The sequence below is a fragment of the Psychrobacter maritimus genome (assembly GCF_029953575.1).
Taxonomy (GTDB): Bacteria; Pseudomonadota; Gammaproteobacteria; order Pseudomonadales; family Moraxellaceae; genus Psychrobacter; species Psychrobacter maritimus.
The window spans coordinates 452,132-470,166 of the sequence record NZ_CP124526.1; the positions used below are offsets into that span (position 1 = coordinate 452,132).

15 protein-coding genes are annotated in these 18,035 nt (G+C 44.2%); 8 read left to right on the forward strand and 7 right to left on the reverse strand.

Going from position 1 to position 18,035, the window contains the following annotated elements; genetic code table 11:
• The first annotated feature begins 90 nt into the window (after window positions 1–90).
• From QJS82_RS01995 to QJS82_RS02005, 3 genes are all read left to right on the forward strand, one after another.
• A complete protein-coding gene (locus QJS82_RS01995) occupies window positions 91–1,053 on the forward strand; it encodes an energy transducer TonB (protein WP_281491066.1) in 963 nt (320 codons plus the stop codon).
• A gap of 111 nt (window positions 1,054–1,164) precedes the next feature.
• On the forward strand, window positions 1,165–1,872 hold the full coding sequence (locus QJS82_RS02000) for a MotA/TolQ/ExbB proton channel family protein (RefSeq protein ID WP_281491067.1): 708 nt from the start codon (window positions 1,165–1,167) through the stop codon (window positions 1,870–1,872).
• 106 nt (window positions 1,873–1,978) lie between these two features.
• Window positions 1,979–2,380, forward strand: coding sequence for an ExbD/TolR family protein (locus QJS82_RS02005; RefSeq protein WP_201608826.1), 402 nt, complete (start codon window positions 1,979–1,981; stop codon window positions 2,378–2,380).
• A 286-nt stretch (window positions 2,381–2,666) separates the two neighbouring features.
• On the opposite strand, the gene QJS82_RS02010 is transcribed toward QJS82_RS02005, so the two are convergent.
• On the reverse strand, window positions 2,667–3,206 hold the full coding sequence (locus QJS82_RS02010; protein WP_281491068.1) for a DUF2799 domain-containing protein: 540 nt from the start codon (window positions 3,204–3,206) through the stop codon (window positions 2,667–2,669).
• Window positions 3,207–3,547: 341 nt separating this feature from the next.
• On the opposite strand from QJS82_RS02010, the gene QJS82_RS02015 reads away from it, so the two are divergent.
• Both QJS82_RS02015 and topA read left to right on the forward strand, forming a co-directional pair.
• Entirely contained in the window at window positions 3,548–4,120 is a 573-nt protein-coding gene (locus QJS82_RS02015) for a hypothetical protein (protein ID WP_281491069.1), read from the forward strand.
• 282 nt (window positions 4,121–4,402) lie between these two features.
• Complete coding sequence (gene topA, locus QJS82_RS02020) at window positions 4,403–7,081, forward strand: type I DNA topoisomerase (protein WP_281491070.1); 2,679 nt, start codon at window positions 4,403–4,405, stop codon at window positions 7,079–7,081.
• Between the two features lie 130 nt (window positions 7,082–7,211).
• On the opposite strand, the gene QJS82_RS02025 is transcribed toward topA, so the two are convergent.
• From QJS82_RS02025 to lon, 4 genes are all read right to left on the reverse strand, one after another.
• A complete protein-coding gene (locus tag QJS82_RS02025) occupies window positions 7,212–7,769 on the reverse strand; it encodes a superoxide dismutase family protein (protein WP_281491071.1) in 558 nt (185 codons plus the stop codon).
• Between the two features lie 171 nt (window positions 7,770–7,940).
• Entirely contained in the window at window positions 7,941–9,065 is a 1,125-nt protein-coding gene (locus tag QJS82_RS02030) for an META domain-containing protein (RefSeq protein WP_281491072.1), read from the reverse strand.
• 39 nt (window positions 9,066–9,104) lie between these two features.
• Entirely contained in the window at window positions 9,105–10,112 is a 1,008-nt protein-coding gene (locus tag QJS82_RS02035) for a hypothetical protein (protein WP_201619671.1), read from the reverse strand.
• 249 nt (window positions 10,113–10,361) lie between these two features.
• A complete protein-coding gene (gene lon / locus QJS82_RS02040) occupies window positions 10,362–12,794 on the reverse strand; it encodes an endopeptidase La (RefSeq protein WP_438656642.1) in 2,433 nt (810 codons plus the stop codon).
• 514 nt (window positions 12,795–13,308) lie between these two features.
• On the opposite strand from lon, the gene QJS82_RS02045 reads away from it, so the two are divergent.
• Window positions 13,309–14,688, forward strand: coding sequence for a Na+/H+ antiporter family protein (locus QJS82_RS02045; RefSeq protein ID WP_281491074.1), 1,380 nt, complete (start codon window positions 13,309–13,311; stop codon window positions 14,686–14,688).
• A gap of 141 nt (window positions 14,689–14,829) precedes the next feature.
• On the opposite strand, the gene QJS82_RS02050 is transcribed toward QJS82_RS02045, so the two are convergent.
• Together QJS82_RS02050 and QJS82_RS02055 are read right to left on the reverse strand one after the other, a co-directional pair.
• Window positions 14,830–15,087, reverse strand: coding sequence for a hypothetical protein (locus tag QJS82_RS02050; RefSeq protein ID WP_281491075.1), 258 nt, complete (start codon window positions 15,085–15,087; stop codon window positions 14,830–14,832).
• Window positions 15,084–15,806, reverse strand: a complete 723-nt coding sequence (locus QJS82_RS02055) for a 5-formyltetrahydrofolate cyclo-ligase (RefSeq protein ID WP_281491076.1) — start codon at window positions 15,804–15,806, stop codon at window positions 15,084–15,086. Before QJS82_RS02055 ends, QJS82_RS02050 begins: the two co-directional genes overlap by 4 nt.
• 141 nt (window positions 15,807–15,947) lie before the next feature.
• On the opposite strand from QJS82_RS02055, the gene fumC reads away from it, so the two are divergent.
• Both fumC and QJS82_RS02065 read left to right on the forward strand, forming a co-directional pair.
• Entirely contained in the window at window positions 15,948–17,351 is a 1,404-nt protein-coding gene (fumC, locus tag QJS82_RS02060) for a class II fumarate hydratase (RefSeq protein WP_281491077.1), read from the forward strand.
• Between the two features lie 149 nt (window positions 17,352–17,500).
• Window positions 17,501–18,016 carry a hypothetical protein gene (locus tag QJS82_RS02065; RefSeq protein ID WP_281491078.1) on the forward strand — a complete coding sequence of 172 codons (516 nt, stop codon included), beginning with the start codon at window positions 17,501–17,503 and terminating at the stop codon, window positions 18,014–18,016.
• The last annotated feature ends 19 nt before the right edge of the window (window positions 18,017–18,035 follow it).

Here is an 18,035-nt window from a genome sequence, read left to right on the forward strand (position 1 = left end):
GACTAAAGATATTGGAAATTTACTATTGATAATAATTATCGTTTGCATTATTATCGACACCATTCTATGACGGTTAAATGTTAGGGTGTTATGAGTTCAACGGATTTAGACGCGCCACCACTGAAAGCAATACTTATCGCTATTATCGTTGTGGTGGGATTACATGTGCTCACGGCCGTTGCTTTGGTAACGATAAAACCGTCTGAGCCTAAAATTGAGCGAGTACAAGTAACGCCGCCTATCGAGATAGAGTTCGTCTCATTGCCTGCTCCAAATACCGAGCCTGAGGTAAAAGCGGAGCAACCAGTCGTTCAGCAAAAGCCTCAGCCAATAGTAGAGCCTGAGCGCATAGAGCCGCCTAAGCCACAGCCACAACAAAAACCAATAGCAGAACCGAAAGCTAAAGTAGTGACAGCAAAGCCAACAGAGATAAAGAACAAAACGGCTGATGTCGAACCTGTTGCTAAAGTAGAAAACAAAAAGCCTGACATTATTAAAAAAGAATCCCCTAAAATAGATACATCGATGGCCGATGAGCAACGTAAGATAATAGCGGCACAAGCGGAAAAAGCCGCTCAAGACGCCCACGCTAGGGCAGTCGCAGACGCCAAAGCTGCCCGCGAGGCACAAGCTGCTGCAGATGCAAAGACTGCAAAAGAGGCCGCTCAAAAAGCAGCACAGGCAAAGGCTGCAATACAAGCAGCAGAGACCGCTGCTCGAGCAGATGCTGAAGCCAAAGCGGCGACGGCGAGTAATGAGCCTGTCAATTTTACCGCCAGCAATGCCAATTGGGCATCAGCGCCAAACTTTAGCTTCCCTGAGCGTGCCGCCAAGCGAGCCCGTTCAGGCGATACGCTTAATGTGGTATTAGTACTAAGGGTCAATAAACAAGGTGGTATCGATAGCGTGCGAATTGCCCAATCATCAGGCAACTCACTGGTCGATAAAGAGGCACAGCGCCAAGTCCGCTCTGGTAGGTTCAAACCCTTTAGCAAAAACGGTGTGCCAGTGGTCGGTAATGTGACCTTGCCTATCGCTTATGCAGTTCCATAGAGATACAAAAACCAGTTATCAAGATATCTAAGTGGCACACATTATTGCCGCCAACTGTTATCGATAATTATAAAATAACAAGTAATGACATCCCACTTTAAGGAGTCTGACATGGACTTTACGACCTACTGGCAATATAGCGATATGGTGACCAGAACCTTATTCTTCTTGCTCCTTGCCTTATCTATCGTCTCTTGGGTGACCGGTATCATTCGTATACTGCAAAGTCGCAAACTGGCCGCTAGTGTCGCCGATAATTTGAGTGCGCAGATTCATAGCAGGCGCGCACGTTTGATTGATACGGATGGTGCGACACGGCGTTTGGTAATTGAGCAGACCTTACTTAAGCATATCGGTCGCTACCGTTTTGCCAGTGAGCGCGGTCTACCTATCCTTGGTACAACGGCAGCAATTGCACCGTTTATCGGATTGTTTGGCACGGTGTGGGGTATTTTTCATGCGCTACATAATATTGGCGTTAGTGGGCAAGCGGGCTTGGGGCAAGTAGCAGGGCCAGTTGGTGAAGCCCTTATTATGACGGGTTTGGGGATTGCTGTTGCCATTCCAGCGGTGGTGTTTTATAACCTAGCGGTGCGTATCAATCGCCGCGTGATGTACCATGCCAACGATAGAGCGCATGATTTGTTGGCGCAATCTGCCGACATCGCGGCTTCTCAGCAACCATCAGCTCAGCAATCAACAGCAAACAGTAAGTCTAGTACGACTCAAGCACAATCAACCAAAAGTGTGAGCTCTGAGCAAAAAGCCGTTCAGTCATCTGAACTTTATCGTAAGTCAGCGCCATCGCAGTTGTCATGATTGTTTAACAAAGAAGCGCTAAGCTAAAGCAGTTTAGAAAAGCAACGCGAAAATCAGCTAAAAGCACGAGTGGCAAAGATTCTAATTAACGATATTGAGAATAATTATGGCATTTCAATTGGGTGATGATGACGTTCAAAGCATGAATGAGATGAACCTTATTCCGCTTATCGATATCATGCTGGTATTGATGATTATCTTTTTATTGACGGCGACGGTGCTAAACCCAACCGTACCCTTAGATTTACCAAAGACCAGTGCTGAGCTAAACCAAGCGCCGCCAGAAGCCATTCAAATTAGCATTGATAAAGATGCAGGTTTATTTTGGGATGATGAGCCTCTTAGCATGGAGGAATTAGCAGCGCGTCTGCAAGCGCAATCGGCGAGCGGTAAGGATCCGTCTATCCAGCTGCGAGCTGATAAAGAAGGTAAGTATGATACCGTGGCGCAAGTATTGGCGGCTGCCAGTCAAGCGGGGCTAAGTAAGATTGCTTTTGTTAACGAGTAATCTTTTAAAATGTGCAGGACTTAAAAGTAAATGCGCTATGAAAAAAAGCCTTTAGAAGAATGGTCTCTAGAAAAACAGTCTCTAGAAAAACAGTCTCTAGAAAAACAGACTGCCAAGATAAACCAGTAGGCTTATTAATAAAAAAATAACCAAGACAATAACAAGAATAATTAAAATAATAACTCTTTTCTCCGGCCTCGCTTGGGCAACCTTGCGAGGTTATCTTTTTTTCAGCTGCCTTTAAGCTAAGCGAACAGTTTATTAAGTTGAATGCTTTATATAGCGATTACCAGCCATAGCCAAATGGGCGATATCCATAACCTAAGCGTCCAGAGCCATAACCAAACGGATAAGGCGAGCGCAGATAATCAAGGTCACGCTGGCGGATATAATAGTAACGTCCTTGGGAGTACGCTTCCTCGAGCTTTTCGATGCCTTCGAGCGGACAGACAGGCTGCCAATCATAGCCTTCGCGGCCAAGCTTATAAGCATTGAGCTCAGTGCAGTAGTTTTTCAACCCTTGCTGGCGACCTTGTTCCCACAATACGCGGTTTGGCGTTGCGCCAACGACACTTGCGCATTGATTGGTATAGTGCCCAAAGTAAGCACCTGAGCGCCCACGGATACCATCGGCATAGCCGACTTCTTGCCAATTGCTGCTTTGACATTGTTCGGGCGTTAGGTTTTGGGTCGTCGCACAGCCGGATAATGTAAACAAAGCCGCGCCTATTAGCGAGATAGCAAGACGCGGTTTACGCATGATTTTACCGACGCATTTACTTACTTGTGAGGCGGTCGATGAGTTTCGCTTAAGATGATAATTCATAATAAACCTGCGCGTGTTTAAAATTATGGTTTATCATAGCACTTTTTTAGGCGGTCAACTTTTTGCATCTTGTTATCGAATCAGTGGCTTTCTGTACTAAGTATTTGATATGCCACTATAAATAATAAGGCGTTGCTAAGTGTCAGGTTTGCTCAGCATTTCGCTAGTTATCAACGATAGCATTTCAGGGCGCTTGATTTTTAATGGTTTGCGCTCATTATAAGCACCCAGCTAGCAGCCGTTTGTATTTAAGTTTTTTATATCAATAACCACGCTTATAGGTTATTAGCCCTATTTTAATTTATAGCATTACTTCATTTAAGCTAAAAGGTCAGACTGTTATGGGAATATGGATTGCGATCGCCATTGTACTATTCGTATTAGGGAGTATGATGGCGCTCAAACCTAGCGGAATCGACCAGCGTTTGGATAAGCTGCGTATGACGGCGCGTCGCTTACAACTTAATCCCAAGTTAGTTACTTGCCCAGATTGGGTAAAGGGCAAAGACAATGAGTATGGTCGCGGCATGATTGGGCAATATGGTTTGGTGCTGGAGAATATAAAACTGCCACTGACGCGCTATCAGGTGATAGATGGACAATGGCGTCCGGCTAGCAATGCCAGCAGTAACAATATCAATGCCAGTAGCGACAACAACAGCTTAAACAATGGCTTAGCAATACAGGCCAATTTTAGCTTGGATAAAGAGCCTTTAGCGCTGCCCGTTGGTATTGAGCCATTTGTAAAAGCATTATTGGTTAAGTCGAATAGCATTATTATTTATTGGGAAGATATTGCCTATGTGCGCCCCATAACCAACCCTGCTTATCAGCAAAAAGCCATTGAAACCGACTTATTAATACTGAAAGAAAACCTTGAGAGATGGGCATTACAGATGCAAAAGCAGCTATAAAAATCGTTGCAAGCTAGCAAATTAGTTTTTCGTCTCCATTAAGAGGCAATATGCAAGTCCTTTTGGCAAACTCTCAGTCATTTTCAGTTGACAGCTTAATGCTTAGCAGTGTAACGTCTTTATAACTGTATGTATGCGTTATGGTTATTGTTTGTTTTATAACCGTTTTTATCAGCAGCCCTTACTACAATAATTCGCTGAGCCATTATAACTAACTATTATAAATTGCCATGCTGCTGAATTTATCCTTATTTTAATTTACTTATTATGGTGTCGTCACTTATGGCAAAACCCGCAACCAAAAAAAGTCCAGCTGCGGCTGCTGACAAAACTAAAGACAGTCCAAAGGGCAAGTCTTTGGTGATCGTAGAATCACCCGCCAAGGCAAAAACCATTAACAAATACTTGGGCGATGACTTTATCGTACGCTCAAGTATCGGTCATGTCCGTGATTTGCCAGTGGGCGCGAGTAAAAGCGCGAAGAAGCCAGCGGCGAGCAAAAAAGATGACAGCCTGAGCAAAGAAGAAAAAACCCAACAAGCATTGGTCCGGCGCATGGGCGTCGACCCAGAACATAACTGGGCGGCAGTCTATGAAGTATTGCCCAACAAGACCAAGGTCATCAAAGAGCTTAAAGCCTTAGCTAAAGACGCTGATAAAATCTATCTCGCAACGGATATGGATAGAGAAGGGGAAGCGATTGCTTGGCATCTAAAAGAAGTCATCGGCGGCGCAGACAGCAAATATGAGCGCGTGGTCTTTAACGAGATTACCAAATCCGCCATTCAAAATGCCTTTAAGCAACCATCCAAACTTGATATTGACCGTGTGAATGCGCAGCAAGCGCGGCGCTTTTTAGACCGCGTGGTTGGCTTTATGGTATCGCCGCTGCTGTGGCAAAAGGTTGCTCGCGGTCTGTCAGCAGGTCGTGTCCAGTCCGTTGCCATGCGTTTGGTTGTGGAAAGAGAGCATGAGATTCGCGCCTTTATTCCAGAAGAATACTGGCAGATTCATGCTGATACCCATATTGCCGATAGTAAAGCCAAAAAAGCCACAGACGCTGAGCAAATTGCCATTCGTCTAGAAGCGACCAAGCAAGGCGGCAAAACGCTAAAGCTTGTCAATAAAGAACAGACCGATAAAGTCTTAGCAGTGCTTAACTCAAGCGACTTTATTGTTAAAGAGCGCGAAGAGAAGCCAACGCAATCGCGTCCCAGTGCGCCTTTTATTACCTCGACGTTGCAGCAAGCAGCAAGCACGCGCTTAGGTTTTTCAGTTAAGAAAACCATGATTTTGGCGCAGCGTTTATACGAAGCCGGTCATATTACTTATATGCGTACCGACTCGACTTTCCTGTCTGGTGATGCATTGGCGGCGGTACGGGGCTATATCGAAGACAGCTATGGCGCAAAATATGTGCCAGAAAAGCCGAACTTCTATGGCAATAAACAAGGCGCACAAGAGGCGCATGAAGCCATTCGTCCGTCTAACGTCAATATGAAATCAACCCAGCTAAAAGGGGTTGAGCGTGATGCAATCCGCCTATATGAGCTGATTTGGCGTCAGTTTGTGGCTTGTCAGATGCTGCCAGCAAAATACTTATCAGTGAATCTATTCGTCGCTGCCAATGATGTTGAGCTAAAAGCCCGCGGTCGTACCTTAGTGTTTGATGGCTTTACTAAAGTCATGCCACCAGCGAAAACCGACGATACTTTGCTTCCAGATGTCAAACAAGGCGATAAATTAACGCTCGATAAGCTTGATCCTAGTCAACACTTTACCAAGCCACCACCGCGCTATACCGAGGCAAGCTTGGTCAAAGAGCTGGAGAAAAAAGGCATCGGTCGTCCATCGACTTATGCTTCTATCATCTCAACCATTCAAGATCGCGGTTATGTAAAGCTTGAAAATAAACGTTTATTTGCCGAAAAAATGGGCGATATCGTCACTGATAGATTGACGGCAAGTTTCCCAGACTTGATGGATTATACCTTTACCGCCGCGCTAGAAGACAAGCTTGACCATGTCGCTGAAGGGGATACCGACTGGAAAGATGTCCTCGATAATTTCTATGGCGACTTTAAAAAGACCCTAGATCGTGCCAAAGAAAAAGACGGTATGCGCCCGAATGATCCAACCGATGTGCCAGATGTGCATTGCGATATTTGCGATCGTCCGATGCAATTACGTACCGGCTCAACCGGTGTATTCTTAGGTTGTACTGGCTATAATTTACCGCCAAAAGAGCGCTGTAAAGGCACTAAGAACTTAATGCCAGTCGAAGCGTTCGCCAATCTTGATGATAGTGACAGCGATGACGAAGCGGCCGAAGTTAAAGATTTGATGGAGAAAAAGCGCTGCCCGAAATGCGGTACGGCCATGAATGGCTATATCGTCGACGGTGGTCTTAAGCTGCATATCTGTGGTAATAATCCTGATTGCGACGGTTATATCTTAGAAGAAGGTAAATTTGAAGTACCGGGTTCAGACGCCCCAACCATCGACTGTAATAAGTGTGATGGGCAGATGGAGCTAAAAACCGGACGTTTTGGTCCTTACTTTGCTTGTCAGAAATGTGACAATACCCGTAAGGTGCTCAAAACTGGCGAAGCTGCACCGCCGCGTATGGATCCTATCCATTTGCCAGAGCTAAAATCAACCAAGCATGATGATTATTTTATCTTACGTGAGGGCGCGGCAGGGATGTTCTTAGCGGCATCTAAGTTCCCCAAAGTACGCGAAACACGTCCGCCAAAGCTTGCTGAGCTACGCGAAATCAAAGATAAGATGGAAGATAAGTTCCAGTATCTGTTCGCAGGTCCAGACGAAGACCCTGATGGCAATCCAACCATTTTGCGCTGGTCGCGCAAGAAAAAAGAGCAGTATATCGGCTCTGAGAAAAACGGCAAAGCCACCCGCTGGGGTGTGTATTGGCGTAATGGTGAATGGGTAGAAGAGTAAACCTGTTTTACTTTTACCATAAATCGCTTTAAATAAAAAAACCTCTTAGATAATCTAAGAGGTTTTTTTATGCTATCAATTTTAAGAATACTAACAGTATTGAGCTTTAAAAGTTATTGGCTAAATACGATTAGTTCTTTTCGATGATACCGCAAGCAACGCGATCGCCTGCATTACCAGCTGGCTGGCTAGTATAGTCGTCAACACCGCTGTGCACGATAAAGGCTAAACGGTTAACACTATATTTTCCGGCATCAGCAGCGGAGATTTTCTTATTTACAAAGTTGATAGTAGCAACACCATCGGCATTGGCGGTTAAGTTCGGTAAGTCGCCCGCATGACCATTCATATCATCAGGGTGAGAGTGCGGTTTGTTATCTGGATTAAAGTGACCACCTGCCGCTTTACCCATATCAGCACAGCTACCCGTTTCATGGATGTGTAGTGATACTGTTTTACCTGGTTGCAGATTCATGAGCTTACCGTAGACTTGTACGCCGCCATCAACTGGACGTAGGAATACTTGACCCACTTCATTTTTATTACCAGCGACTGCATTGATAGTAGATTTTAGCGCAGGTTGGCTAAGTGGATTACCGGTTTGCATTTGTCCTTCGACGGTTTGGCAACCCGTCATTACCAACGCTGAACCACATAATAGGGCACTTGCAAGCATCGTCTTATTCATTATTATCTCCATTTATATTTAATCGTTATGATGAGTTTCTATAGTTTTAGTTAAGATATTCAAATATTGCCTAATACCGCAACCAGTATAGCCAAGCGTTAGATATAGTTATTCATCAAATGCGCAACAATCGGTTAATAAATGTAAGTATCGTATGGGTTTGAAAGTTGTTTACGGTATTTTCTTTACTTCGTTTTGCCAAACTAAGGTTTCGCCTGTTGCCATCGTTTGCAATAAATTATAACGAGGCATATCGGTCTGATTGTCTGCTGTTGGCGATATTGGCTGTGAAGGTTGTAAGCTTAATGTTAGCTGACTGCTGCTATCACGCATCAAATCAAACAAAGCGCTTTCAATGCGATTGCCTGTCTCACCGCAGCCCATTACAGTGCTGATGATGGTGCCGACTTTGAAAGTATTATCATTGAGTAAAAAATAGGGCGCGCGCGAGCCGTTACAGCCTGAGCTAAAGGATGCGTATTGATTGTTAGGCCAACTCTCAAAGCTCGCTGAAATAGGGTGATCGGGGTGATAAAAATTGCCCAAAGGTTTTCTAGTTAATTCCCCTTTTTTATCATAAGTATTACTGACGGCACTCACCAGCTGCCAATCGTAGCGCTCCAATAACTCGTTAGTAATGGGCAATCCAGTGGCAGTAGGTAGCGCTTTGGCTGTGCCTGAGAATATTAAGCGATTACCGTTTTCGATATTAAGTGCCAAGCCTTTAGTGGCAGCTTGTGTGACGACTGGCGCTGATTCTGATGTTAAATGCGAAGTTGGCAATAACTCAAAATTAAGCCTAACAGGTGCGTACTTAACAAATAACGATTGAATACTATTATCCTCTGTAATCACAGTTTTATTATCAAGGGCATTGTCAAAGTCATTGTCATCGTTACAGTTCGCTGGAACTTTGGCAAGATGAGAATAATAGGGGTAAGGCGGCGCGGACAGCGACTGAAAATCCATCATATACTGTTCACAGCCTTGATAAAATCTGACTGCACTGGGTTCTATTGCTAAGGTAATCGGTGCGAAATTTTCGATATCGACTATGTTACCGTTTTGATGAATTACTTGCGCCAATTGCCAGTCATAGTGAGCTACCCATTGCATTACTTGTGATTCTTTAATTACTATCTCGTCAGTAAAGTTAGATTTATCTTTAATAACAGGTGCGTTGACGATAGTGGTCTGCTGGGTACTATTCAATGGCGCAGACTGGCAACCCATTAATCCCACTGCTACAGACAAGCTGATAATAGTTAATGAGCGCTTTATAGTTGGCAGGAGCATTGTAAAATCCTTTTTAAAAAATATGAAAATGAATAGAGGCTAAGGTATTTTCTTTACTTCGTTTTTCCAAATGAGTGTTTCGCCTGAATCAAAAGTTTGCAATAGGTTATAGCGCGGAAAATCGGTTTGGTTTTTTGACTGAGATTCTGATGAAATAGACGGCTGTAGGCTTAAGCTCAGGGTGCTTTTACTGTTACTAACCAGCTTAGAAAGCTCATTTTCAATTCTATTGCCAGTGATGCCGCAGCCCATGACGGTTTGCATTCCTGAGCCAACTAGCAAGGTATAATCTCTCATCAAAATATATGGACCACCGACGCCATTACAGTTTGAGTTAAATGACGCATATTGACTATCATCATATCCTCTAAATATCAACGATACTGGAAACTCTGGATGATAAAAATCACCAATAGATTGTCGAGATATAATCTTTCTATTAACATCAAAAGTATTACGAACGGCGCTCTTTAGCTGCCAATCGTAACGCTCTAGTAATGCATTATCAATTGGTAATCCCGTTGGTTTTCTAAAGGCTAGAGGCTTACCTGTGAATATTAATGTATTGCCATTCTCGATTTTAATCATCAAATTTTTCGGTGCCATTTGAATGTTGTCGAGCTTATTTTCTGCTACTGCTGACAGCGTAATCCCTAATTTTAATAGGCCGTTTTTAGGAAATAGCGCTTCTATATCGCCTTGATTCATTTTATTGCTAGGGGTGTTTTTACAGTCAGAGGGTTTTTGTCTAAGATCGCTACCATACTCAAAAGGTGGCGCATCCATCCACCCAAAGTCGATTGAAAAATGCTGGTAGCCTTGAGATAAGCTTAATGAGCTGGGCGCGACTGCTAAAGTAATGGGATTAGCCGTGTCGATATTAATAAGGTTTCCTTTCTGATCTTTGACGTGTGCCAATTGCCACTGATAATGGCTTGCCCATTGCAGAGTTGTGGCTTTAGTAGGTTCTGGAGCCTGCCCTTTAATAGCTGGCGTTTGCTGTGTTGGCGCAGACGTCATCTTGTCGGGAACAGGAAGTGTTGTCATAATGCTCGGAACAACGTTAGGCTGACAACCCATTAGACTTACTGAAAACCAGACAGCTAAACATGCACATAGAGCGAAACGATTTAAAATCAAGTGTTTCAAAATCATAATTATTACCAAATAAACATTTGTCTAAAATATAGCACAGGGTTTTGACCAGATTGTTTTTTATTATTGCCAAAAAAAAGCCGCCCATCATGACGATGAGCGGCTTTTTGATTTATAAGACTGGATTAGTAACTAATCAGATTAGTTATGCAGCGCCTTGCTTGAGGTTTTATCAACCGTCACTTTCACAGGCTTAAGCGGCACTGGCATACTCACCAATGCTACTTTTAATATCTCATCAATCGTGGCCACTGGTTGAATGGTTAAGCCAGCTTTGACGTTCTCAGGGATATCAGCCAAGTCGCGCTCGTTGGTCGCTGGAATCAACACATGCTTGATACCACCGCGATGCGCAGCAAGTAGCTTCTCTTTTAGACCACCGATGCGTAGGATTTTACCGCGCAAGGTAATCTCGCCTGTCATCGCAATATCTGGACGAATGGCAATGCCAGTTAAGGCAGAGACCAGCGCTGTCGTGAGCGCACCACCAGCAGATGGACCGTCTTTCGGGGTCGCGCCTTCTGGCATATGCACGTGGACATCGGTAGTTTTAAAGGTCTCGTAATCAATCCCTAAGCTATCACCGCGAGCACGGACCACGCTCATTGCTGCACGAATCGACTCTTTCATGACATCGCCGAGTGAACCGGTAAAGCTTAGCTCGCCTTTACCTTTCATCGCCACCGCTTCGATGGTTAATAGCTCGCCACCGACTTGTGTCCAAGCAAGGCCCGTAATACGACCAATCTCAGGCTCTTCTTCCGCCAGACCATAATCGTACTGATGGACGCCTAGATAGTCATCGATGTTTTTGTCATCGACCACGATTAGCTGACGTTCTGCTTTCTTCGGAGCACGTGCGCCATGGGTTTCAACCGAACCGCGAACGACTTTACGGCAGATTTTATTGACTTCACGCTCAAGGTTACGCACACCGGCTTCACGGGTATAGCTACGCACGATGCTATGCAATGCCGCTTCTACAATCTCAATTTCACCTTCTTTGAGACCGTTGTTTTTAATCGCTTTTGGCACAAGATATTTCTGCGCAATATTGACCTTTTCTTCTTCGGTATAACCCGGTAGACGAATGACTTCCATACGGTCAAGCAGGGCAGGCGGGATATCCATGCTGTTGGCAGTACAGATAAACATCACTTGCGATAAATCTAAGTCCATATCTAGATAATGGTCGTTAAAGGTATCATTCTGTGAAGGGTCTAGCACTTCAAGTAACGCCGACGCTGGATCACCGCGGAAGTCTTGCGCCATTTTATCGATTTCATCTAATAAAAATAGCGGGTTTTTAACTTCGACTTTTGCCAATGACTGCACAATTTTACCCGGCATCGCACCGATATAGGTACGGCGATGACCGCGGATTTCCGCTTCATCACGGACGCCGCCCAGTGCCATACGCACAAACTTACGACCCGTTGCACGTGCAATCGACTCACCCAATGAAGTTTTACCAACACCCGGAGGACCGACTAAGCAAAGAATCGGACCACGAAGTTTTTTCACCCGCGACTGTACGGCGAGGTATTCTAAGATGCGATCTTTCACATCTTGTAAACCATAATGGTCTTCGTCTAAGACGGTTTTCGCTTTATCTAAATTGATAGAAACTTTGGTCGTCGCATTCCACGGCGTATCCAAAATCCACTCAATATAGTTGCGCACCACTGACGATTCACTCGATGCAGGCGGCATCATTTTAAGCTTTTTCAGCTCTTGTTCGGCTTTTTTGCGCACATCTTCTGGCAAGTCAGCATCTTCTAAGCGCTGCTCAAGCTCAGCCACATCATCTTCATCGAACGCGCCGTCATTCATATCTGACAGCTCGTTTTTGATGGCTTTCATTTTCTCGTTTAAGAAGTACTCACGCTGGTTGTCTTCCATTTGCTGACGAACCGCATCTTGGATATCTTGCTCGATATTTTGCTCAGCGCTTTGCTTAACTAAGTACTCGGTCAAGGTATTGATGTGGGTTTTGATATCGTCTTCTTCTAAAAACGATTGCTTAATATCCAAATCCATCGACACGCGGGTTGAGATGAAATAGACCAGTTCAAGCAAATCATCGATGCGTTTTGCTACGCGAGTTAGCTCACGAGCATTACGTAGACGAGCGTCGGCATAGCCTTCAAACAACGTCGTTAAGGCTTGAATGGTATTTTTTTGCTGGCTCTCATCCATACTGACATCGAGGTCGGCACGGTCAAAGCTTGCCATCAATAGCTCGTCATGATTTTCAATGTTATTGACGCGCGCGCGGTATTGACCTTCAATCAATACTTTGATGCAATTTTCATCGCTATCATGCGGCATGGTGCTGACGATGCGGCACACAGTTCCGTACTGATACAAGTTGTCTTGATCAATATCTTCGGTTAGCGAGTCTTTTTGTGCCACGACCAATACTTTATTACCATATTCGGCTTGTGCCAATTCCACGGCTTTTACCGAGGGCGCACGACCGACAAACAAGGCAATCTGCATATGCGGATAAACAACCACATCGCGTAATGCCAGTAGCGGTAGATAGTTTTCTTCAGCATCTTTAGCCTTAATGTCTTCAGAATCGCTGTCTTTACTCTCATTGTCTTCGACAGTTTCATTTTTAACCGTTTCAGACGCCGACTCGTTTTCCAACATATCGTCAGATGAAGTATTTAGCGCATTATCATCAGAAACGTTAGATGAAACGTCGACATCGATGTCGATATTGTCTTGGGCAATTTTATGTTCACTCATATATTCTTCCTCGTTCACCAGACTTGTAAAGTCAAGTTAGTGGTTCATGTTTAGATAAATGGTGCTGCTAAATGAAATTGCAAGGCTATATGACCAACCGCAAGGAGAATATTGCGCCTTTATTTGCATTGTCGCTGATGTCTGCTAGGTTTTGCGCGTGGGCTTTATGGCTAAAATCAGGTAAAATGACGCGCGTCTTAACCGCTCCGTTCAAATAGCAACTATATGGATTAACGTGTGAGTTAAAACGCTAGGGCGAAATAAATAGGTCGGCAATGTGACAATAGCGTGTCAATAGCGGGCCACAAAACATAGGGTAAGGGGCGAGAATATGACCATCAATGCGGTGCTACTAGCGGTAGTCATCATGCTAGGGCTGTCTTTAGCGCGGGTACACGTGGTACTCAGTTTATTAATCGGGGCGCTGGCAGGTGGGCTGATTGCGGGTCTTGGTATGACCGATACCTTAAATGCCTTTCAAGAAGGTATCCGTAATGGCGCGCAAATCGCGCTGTCTTATGCCTTATTGGGTGCTTTTGCAGTAGCGATTGCGCATTCGGGCTTGCCGCAGTCCTTGGCAGGGGCGGTCATTAAGCGCATTGATGCCGGTGGTACCAGTGGCATGATTAAATACATGCTGTTTGCCGGTCTGGTTACCATGAGCTGCTTTAGCCAAAACTTAATCCCGATTCATATCGCCTTTATTCCATTGCTTGTACCGCCTTTATTGCTCGCCTTTAATCGCATGCAAATCGATAGACGCCTGATTGCCTGTTTGATGACTTTTGGTCTTGTGACCACTTATATGTTTATTCCTTATGGCTTTGGCGATATTTATCTCAATCAAATTATGCTAAAAAACGTCGGTGAAGCGGGTATTGATGTATCGAATATTTCGGTCACCAAAGCTATGGCGATTCCGGCACTTGGCATGCTCGTTGGTTTGCTAGTGGCAGTATTTATCAGCTATCGTAAGCCGCGGCAGTATCAGCAGTTGGCAATCGATAAACAAGCTCATGATGTGGTAAAGAGTGCTGTCGTTGAGGGCGATGCTTTAAGCAAAACCGCAGCCGGCGCACAAACGCAAACGCAAGGTAAAATGAAAACCATCGTAGCGCTCATTGCTATCGTTACCGCCTTTGTTGTACAGCTCTATACTGATTCGTTATTGCTAGGCTCAATGTTTGGTTTTGGCGTCTTTATGGCAACGGGCGTGGTCAAATGGCGTGATGCTGATACCGTTTTTAATGACGGTATTAAGCTGATGGCGATGATTGGCTTTATTATGATTACCGCCCAAGGCTTTGCCGAAGTGATGAAAGCGACCGAACAGATTCAGCCGTTGGTTGATGGTGCAGCGTCATTATTTGCAGGTAATAAAGCGATGGCTGCATTTATTATGCTATTGATTGGCTTGATTGTGACCATGGGTATTGGTTCGTCTTTTTCGACCATTCCTATTTTGGCGGCGATTTATGTACCACTATGTATCTCTTTAGGGTTCTCACCTTTAGCAACCGTGGCGATTATTGGTACAGCTGGCGCGCTTGGCGATGCCGGTTCGCCAGCGTCAGACTCGACGCTTGGACCAACCTCTGGTCTAAACGTTGACGGTCAGCATGACCATATCAAAGACAGTGTGGTGCCGACCTTTATCCATTACAATATTCCGTTATTGGCATTTGGTTGGATTGCGGCGATGGTGCTTTAATTAATCATATAGACTCTTAAAGTTGATGTAAAAAAGGCGAGTGATTTTATAATCATTCGCCTTTTTTGATTTTTTATAAGAGTTTAATTTATATTTTTTCTCAGTTGCGTAGGGCACACCCTACAAATTGCTCGATATTATTCATTCGCCACTATCAGTATTATCCTCATCAAAATCTTCAATTTCACCATTCAAGCTTGTTAAAAACTCATCACTCTGCGCAAGTAACTCATTTAAGCGCGCTTCATTGATTACGCTCGATAGCTCATCAGAGCTAAAGGCTTGTTCTTGACTGTAGTAGAGCATCTCCCTAGCATCATCATTTCCTAATGTTTGCAAATATTCCTCAACATTATCAGCGCTAGAGTTAGCATCCATCGCTTGTTTGTCATTTTTCATCGAAACCACCTCAAGGCACTTGGCGTAATCAAACCATCTAATGGCACATCCCACGCTTGACACTCGAGCTGCTCTACCACTTGAAAGTCGTAACACCAGCCGATTTTTAACGGCTTTTTTAACCCTGTTCGATAGCTTTTACCAAGTGTCGTGTCATAAAAGCCACCACCCATGCCCATACGATTACCATTTTTATCAACCGCCACGAGCGGACAGATAATCACATCTAATTCGTGTGCCCAAAGCAATCGGCGGTGATGGTTTTGTTTCATCCCTAGGCTATGAATGCGCGTCGGTATATTCAGCAGTTTCGACTGATAAATAGGCACAAAGCGCAGACGTTTATCGTCATTACCATTTCTAGTACGACCGAGCGAACCAACCACAGGCAGATAAGGTAAATAGCCTAAGCGTTGACACCAGTCCAACAGTCGCTGAGTGGGCAGCTCGCCAAAGCCATCGTAATATAAGCCGATACGCGCACGTGATGGTAAGCGCTGTTGCAATTTAATTAAATGTAAACTTGCCATGCGTGCGTAATGTCTACGTTCGCCAGCCGTTAATTGCCGACGCTGGCGGGTAAATTGGCGTCTGGGCGGATTAGCCAAGCTATCAGCGACTTTAACCTCCTTTTTAGAGTGAACGTCATCATTCGATAACTGAGATAAAGAATCAGAGAATGCAGTAGCAGAATGTTGTTGGCTGGTGTTTTTAGACATCAGTTAGCCTCACGGACTTGGAGAAATTTGTGATAAGTCATGCTATCATAACGCCACTTTACATCGTATTTTCCTTTATGTGCAGCGTGTGTTGCACTTTTTTCAAAGCAGCTATACAACAAACCATCAAAGAGGGTAGTTATGTCGACACAGAATCAGGCAACTCGTACCGAAAAAGATACCATGGGCAACGTGGAAGTCCCAGCTGACGCTTATTGGGGCGCGCAAACTCAGCGTAGCCGTGAGAACTTTAAAATCGGTGGCGAGACGTTGCCACGTCCGATGATTGAAGCGATGGCATTAGTGAAAAAAGCCGCTGCGATTACCAATGCGAGCCTTGAGCGTATCGAAGGCGATAAGCGCGACTTAATCGTGCAAGCTGCTGACGAAGTCATCAACGGTGGTCTAACGGATCAGTTCCCATTGGTGGTATGGCAGACGGGTTCTGGTACGCAATCAAACATGAACATGAACGAAGTATTGGCCAACCGTGCTAACGAAATCGCAGGCAATGCGCGCGGCAGCTACACGCCAATTCACCCAAATGACCATGTCAACCATGCACAGTCTACTAACGACAGCTTCCCAACGGCGATTCGTGTTGCTGCTGCTCGTGAAATCAATGGTTTATTAATTCCAGCGGTAAAAGCATTGCGCGATACACTAGACGCCAAAGCCAAAGAATTTGATAGCATCGTTAAAATCGGTCGTACGCATTTACAAGACGCGACTCCTTTAACCTTAGGTCAAGAATTCAGCGGTTATGTCAGCCAACTTGACCATTCATTGACTCGTATTGATAACGCGCTACAAGGTCTATATGAATTGCCACTAGGCGGCACAGCGGTTGGTACAGGTCTAAACGCCCATCCTGATTATGCGGTAAAAGCAGCTGAGCAGTTATCAACCTTGACTGGTCTGCCGTTTGTCACCTCACCAAATAAATTTGAAGCGCTAGCCGCTCGTGATGCTGAAGTATTTGCTTCTGGCGCATTAAAAACGCTAGCAGGTAGCTTAAATAAAATCGCTAACGACGTACGTTGGTTGGCATCAGGTCCTCGTTGTGGTCTAGGCGAATTGACGATTCCTGAAAATGAGCCAGGCTCATCTATCATGCCGGGTAAAGTAAACCCAACCCAGTCAGAAGCGATGACCATGGTTGTCGCGCAAGTCATGGGTAACGATGTTACTATCAGCATGGCTGGCGCGTCAGGTAACTTTGAGCTTAACGTTTATAAGCCAGTGATTGCCTTTAACTTATTGCAATCTATCAAGCTATTGGGTGATGCGTGCAACAGCTTTAATGAAAACTGTGCCGTTGGTATCGAGCCAGTCAAAGACAAAATCGATGACTTTTTGCATAACTCATTGATGCTAGTGACGGCGCTTAACCGTCATGTTGGTTATGAAAACGCAGCAAAAATCGCCAAGACTGCTTATAAAGAAAACAAAACTTTGAAGCAAGTTGCCGTTGAGTTAGAACTGTTAACTGAAGCTCAGTTTGATGAGTGGGTAACGCCTGCTGATATGGTGCATCCTTCTTAATTTAGATTTTTTTGGGTAAATAAAAGACCTTGTCATGTAATGTGGCAAGGTCTTTTTTATGCTGTAAACTTATATTTAGGTTACTAAATTTTGAGTGATTTAATACTCTTATACTATAGTCTACTGTTAGGCTTTATGAGGAAAGTAGAATGGAAAGTGCATGGATTGGTTTAGCAGGGCTACTAATTGGCGTTTTACTTGGAGAGTATTTTCACAGAAATAAACGGATTGAAATTTACTCTCAAAAAGTGTTTGATAAAAGATTATCTGTTCATGAAGAGCTATATAAAATTTTTCTTGAAAGTAATGAGATGGTATCAGAAGCAATGACAAACTCAACTTTGAACGAAGTAGAAAGAAAAGATTTAGTTGGCTCTGTAATACATTCTCTTTGTGCGTTCACGGACAAAAACAGATTCTATTTGAATGATTGTCTTATAGTTCAGGTTGTAACCGCATATATGGGGGCTGAAGACGTTTTAAGTTATGAGAATGAGCTAGATGCCATATCGGTAAGATCAAAAGTCTATGAATCAGCTAAAATAACAAAGAAGATGATACTTGAGGAGGCTGGTGTTACTGAGGTATTTAAGCATTTCTCTACAATATCAAAATCCAAGCCTAATTCTGCTGTGATCAGGTATTTTAGAAGATTGAGAAATTAATAAGATGACAATACAATAC

Bases quoted from the DNA above. Each gene is read 5' to 3' on its own strand.
- QJS82_RS01995 (WP_281491066.1), top strand. From the start codon at position 91: ATGAGTTCAACGGATTTAGACGCGCCACCACTGAAAGCAATACTTATC.
- QJS82_RS02000 (WP_281491067.1), top strand. From the start codon at position 1,165: ATGGACTTTACGACCTACTGGCAATATAGCGATATGGTGACCAGAACC.
- QJS82_RS02005 (WP_201608826.1), top strand. From the start codon at position 1,979: ATGGCATTTCAATTGGGTGATGATGACGTTCAAAGCATGAATGAGATG.
- QJS82_RS02010 (WP_281491068.1), bottom strand. From the start codon at position 3,206: ATGAATTATCATCTTAAGCGAAACTCATCGACCGCCTCACAAGTAAGT.
- QJS82_RS02015 (WP_281491069.1), top strand. From the start codon at position 3,548: ATGGGAATATGGATTGCGATCGCCATTGTACTATTCGTATTAGGGAGT.
- topA (WP_281491070.1), top strand. From the start codon at position 4,403: ATGGCAAAACCCGCAACCAAAAAAAGTCCAGCTGCGGCTGCTGACAAA.
- QJS82_RS02025 (WP_281491071.1), bottom strand. From the start codon at position 7,769: ATGAATAAGACGATGCTTGCAAGTGCCCTATTATGTGGTTCAGCGTTG.
- QJS82_RS02030 (WP_281491072.1), bottom strand. From the start codon at position 9,065: ATGCTCCTGCCAACTATAAAGCGCTCATTAACTATTATCAGCTTGTCT.
- QJS82_RS02035 (WP_201619671.1), bottom strand. From the start codon at position 10,112: ATGACAACACTTCCTGTTCCCGACAAGATGACGTCTGCGCCAACACAG.
- QJS82_RS02045 (WP_281491074.1), top strand. From the start codon at position 13,309: ATGACCATCAATGCGGTGCTACTAGCGGTAGTCATCATGCTAGGGCTG.
- QJS82_RS02050 (WP_281491075.1), bottom strand. From the start codon at position 15,087: ATGAAAAATGACAAACAAGCGATGGATGCTAACTCTAGCGCTGATAAT.
- QJS82_RS02055 (WP_281491076.1), bottom strand. From the start codon at position 15,806: ATGTCTAAAAACACCAGCCAACAACATTCTGCTACTGCATTCTCTGAT.
- fumC (WP_281491077.1), top strand. From the start codon at position 15,948: ATGTCGACACAGAATCAGGCAACTCGTACCGAAAAAGATACCATGGGC.
- QJS82_RS02065 (WP_281491078.1), top strand. From the start codon at position 17,501: ATGGAAAGTGCATGGATTGGTTTAGCAGGGCTACTAATTGGCGTTTTA.